Raw genomic sequence first — 3773 nt, 5'->3', positions numbered from 1 at the left:
TTCCAGAGGCACATTGCATTCTCTGCGTTTCAATTGGATCCGATGCGGCAGCGCTGGATCGCGGGCTGGCAACGCCAACCTATCGACACTGCATACCACAAAATACGCTCTGGATAAAGCGCCCCGGCTGCTATAGCGCCCGAAGCCTACCTAAAAGGCGACGAAACCGCTGCCTAAAAGACCCTTACGTAGCGGCAACACGTGGCCTTAGCCACCTTCACCAGGCGCTTCAGAGAAGTGAGTCTCAAGCTTGCCCTCTACACCATCCAACGCCTCCGCGTCGGGCAGCTGGTCTTTTTTGGTGATGATAACGGGCCACGCTTCGGAATACTTACGGTTGAACTCAACCCACTTTTCCATGTCTGGCTCCGTGTCGGGCCGGATCGCATCTGCGGGGCATTCTGGTTCACACACGCCGCAGTCGATACATTCATCGGGATGAATGACCAGCATGTTCTCGCCTTCGTAGAAGCAATCAACAGGACAGACTTCAACACAGTCTGTGAATTTGCAGGCGATACAATTGTCGGTGACGACGTAGGTCATGAATCAAGTCTCATTCGGTTGCGGGGCATTTCCACCGCAGCCGATGTAAACGCAGCATGACAATCATTCAAGCGCACGTGGGCGTAAAGCATCGATTTTACGACGATCTTTCCCGGTCGGACGTCCACCGATACGCTCAGGCGGTGCATCTGGCTTAGGGATGGGTGCAGGCGAATGATCTTCATACAGCCCCTGCGCTTCGGGGGCCGGGCCTCTGCGCGTCGCAAGAGCCAAGATTTTGACCACACGGACGCGGTCACCTTGGCTGAAGGTCAGCGCATCATCGACCTTGATCTGCGCCGCAGGTTTACTGGCTTTTTCGCCATTGACCCTCACATGACCCGCGCCGACCGTAGCCGCCGCAAGCCCTCGTGTTTTAAAAAACCGTGCCTGCCAGAGCCACTTGTCTAGGCGCTGTTTCGCAACAGGCTCGCTCATGCCTTACTTGGTCTTGAGGCCAGCAAGTGCCGCCGCAAACGGATTGTCCGGATCAACCGGCTTTTCCTTACGTTTTGGCTTGGCGGAATGGGTCCGAGGCCCGTCATCACGCTTAAACTTGCCTTGTGGCTTGCCCTTACCCTTACGAGGGGCGGCATCATCGCGACGACCCTTACCTTGCTGCGGGCGACGTTTTGGCTCCCATGAGAAGGTGAAAAAGCTCTCCATCTCTGGGCCTTCAGCCACTGCTTCAGCAGCCACGGCAGGCGCTTCGTCTGTAACCACTTCGGTCGCACCAGCATCCTCTGTGGGCGCAGTTTCCGCGGCAGCTTCGGATTTCGCAGCAACTTCAGCAGCGATTTCCTCGGCGGTCAGCTCTTTGGCCTTTGCCTTAACCTTTTCGCGGCTACCCGGCTCAGCCTTATAACCCAGACCTTGCATCAGATCCGCAAACTGCTCCAGCGTCATGCCGGTGATCGACAGCATATCTGCGGTGGCTTCAAAGCCGCCACGCGTGTCCATCGTGCGCAGCATGTCGGCCAAACGCTCCAGCATGTCGATCCGAATGGCGCGCTGGCCTGCGGACACATACCCTGCGTTGGCGTAGTACCCCTGAGGCATGTCCGTCAGATTGGGCACCGTCACCAGACCAGGGGGTGGGGCTTCGGGGAATTCTTGCAGATCATTCCAAAGCGACCACAGCACCAACCGCAAACGAGTAGGAGCCGGCTTTAGCAACAACTGCTGGAAAATCGTAAACTGACCAAAGCGGACACCGTGCTTGCGCAGCAGGCCGCGCGCGTCTTGGTCCAATGCTTTTACATCATTCGCCACACTCGCGCGGGGCAGAATCCCCATCGCTTCGACCATTTGGAACGCAAAACCCCGGGCAATCCCAGTTACGTTTTCGTCCTTGGACATCGCGAGCAGTGGCTCAAACGCGGCGGCAACCTTGCGGTCGATAAAGTGTTGCAAACGGCGTTGCACCTTTTGCGCGACTTCTGGGCCAGCATCGTCATCGACAAAGGCTTCCGCAGTCGGTTTCAGCGCCTCAGAGCCCTTGACCAGCTTACCAACAGCTTGGTCGCCCCACATCAGGCCACCCTGTTCGGTGAAATCCATCTCCGTGTCCGGCGCGTTGTAAAACCGATCAGCGCGCAAATGGAACTCGGGACGGAGCGCAGTGGTGGCAGCTTGACGGACGGTTTTCGCTTCGTCCGGCGTGGCGCTGGCCTCCTGACGGAAGCGGAATCCTTCGAGGCGGCCGAGCATTTCGCCGTCAACCATGACCTCGCCTTTATCGTTAATGTCGGCCACCAGGCCCTCCTTCATCTTCAACCGCCGAAGCAAGACACTGGTCCGCCGGTCAACAAATCGTTGCGTCAGGGCACCGTGAAGCGCATCTGACAATCGGTCTTCTACAGCACGGGTGGCGTCACGCCAATGGCTCTCATCGGCCACCCAGCCCTTTCGCTGCGCCACATACGTCCATGTGCGTATAAACGCCAGACGTTTCGACAATGTGTCAATGTCGCCATCCGTCCGGTCGATCCGTTTAATCTGTCGTGCGAACCAATCCGTAGGCACGCCGCCGCCTTCATGCAGGAATTCAAAAATCCGCGCCAAAAGGCCCGCGTGCTCCGACGATGAGATACCGCGAAAGTCGGGAATTTGGCACACATCCCACAAAAGCCGCACGTCGCGCGCATCGCGAAGGCGCACGCGAATGCCTTCCAGATCACAGATCGCCTTGAGCGCGCCAACATCATCAGCTTCACGCCCACGGACCAGCATCGGATCATCTGATGGTGCCTCAAGCGAAGCGATCAGTGCCTCAGGTGAACCCATATCGAGGCGACTGTTACGCCATTGCAGTTTTTGGATGGGACGGAAATTGTGCGCCGTGATCGCCGCAACTGTTTCGTCGTCAATTGCCCCTGCCTCACCCGTCACGCCAAACGTGCCGGGAGTCATATAGCGCCCCGCCCGCCCTGCGATTTGCGCCAATTCGTTTGGCGCAAGCGGGCGCATCCGGCGTCCGTCAAACTTGGTGGTCGATGAAAATGCGATGTGGCGAATATCGAGGTTAAGGCCCATCCCGATGGCATCTGTCGCAACAAGGTAATCAACTTCACCGTTTTGATACATCGCGACCTGCGCATTGCGGGTCCGCGGGCTTAGCGCGCCCATGACAACAGCCGCCCCCCCCTTTTGACGGCGCAAAAGCTCAGCGATTGCATAGACTTGGTCCACCGAAAACCCAACAATTGCGGAGCGTGGCGGCATCCGGCTGATCTTTTTCGGCCCCGTATACGTTAGGTCCGAAAACCGATCCCGCCGCGCATATTGAACCTCTGGCACAAGCTCCGATATCGGCCCACGCATAGTATCAGCGCCCATAAACAGCGTCTCATGGGTACCGCGCATTTCCAACAACCGCTGGGTGAACACATGCCCCCGATCGGGATCGGCGCACAGCTGGATTTCATCAATCGCTACAAAATCAGCCCCGACGCCCTGCGGCATCGCTTCAACCGTACAAACCCAGTATTTCACGCGCGGGGGAACGATCCGTTCCTCACCTGTGACAAGCGCCACAACACCCGGGCCGCGCAGATCCACGATACGATCATACACCTCCCGCGCGAGTAGCCGCAGCGGCAACCCGATGATCCCGGAGTTGTAGCTCAGCATCCGCTCAATCGCGTAATACGTTTTTCCGGTGTTCGTCGGCCCTAAAACAGCCGTCACCCCAGCACGATCCATTGTTTGGCTTTCTTAAAGAGCGA

At 57.8% G+C, this 3773-nt stretch carries 3 protein-coding genes; all 3 read right to left on the bottom strand.

All coding sequences use genetic code 11. The features are described 5' to 3' along the window. Positions 1-207 precede the first annotated feature (207 nt). The gene (fdxA, locus tag AC4GMC_RS17595) at positions 208-546 is read right to left on the bottom strand and encodes a ferredoxin FdxA (protein WP_038005026.1); all 339 of its coding nucleotides are present in this window, start codon (positions 544-546) and stop codon (positions 208-210) included. Positions 547-609: 63 nt separating this feature from the next. Next, on the bottom strand, positions 610-984 hold the full coding sequence (locus AC4GMC_RS17590) for an RNA-binding S4 domain-containing protein (RefSeq protein ID WP_487878755.1): 375 nt from the start codon (positions 982-984) through the stop codon (positions 610-612). A 3-nt stretch (positions 985-987) separates the two neighbouring features. Continuing rightward, positions 988-3750, bottom strand: a complete 2763-nt coding sequence (locus AC4GMC_RS17585; protein WP_487879204.1) for a helicase-related protein — start codon at positions 3748-3750, stop codon at positions 988-990. Positions 3751-3773 lie beyond the last annotated feature (23 nt).

The organism is Thalassobacter sp. (assembly GCF_982993085.1).
The sequence above is the reverse complement of the archived record's forward strand: the minus strand, read 5'-3'. Positions and strand labels throughout refer to the sequence as shown.

Bases quoted from the DNA above. Each gene is read 5' to 3' on its own strand.
- AC4GMC_RS17585 (WP_487879204.1), bottom strand. From the start codon at position 3,750: ATGGATCGTGCTGGGGTGACGGCTGTTTTAGGGCCGACGAACACCGGA.
- fdxA (WP_038005026.1), bottom strand. From the start codon at position 546: ATGACCTACGTCGTCACCGACAATTGTATCGCCTGCAAATTCACAGAC.
- AC4GMC_RS17590 (WP_487878755.1), bottom strand. From the start codon at position 984: ATGAGCGAGCCTGTTGCGAAACAGCGCCTAGACAAGTGGCTCTGGCAG.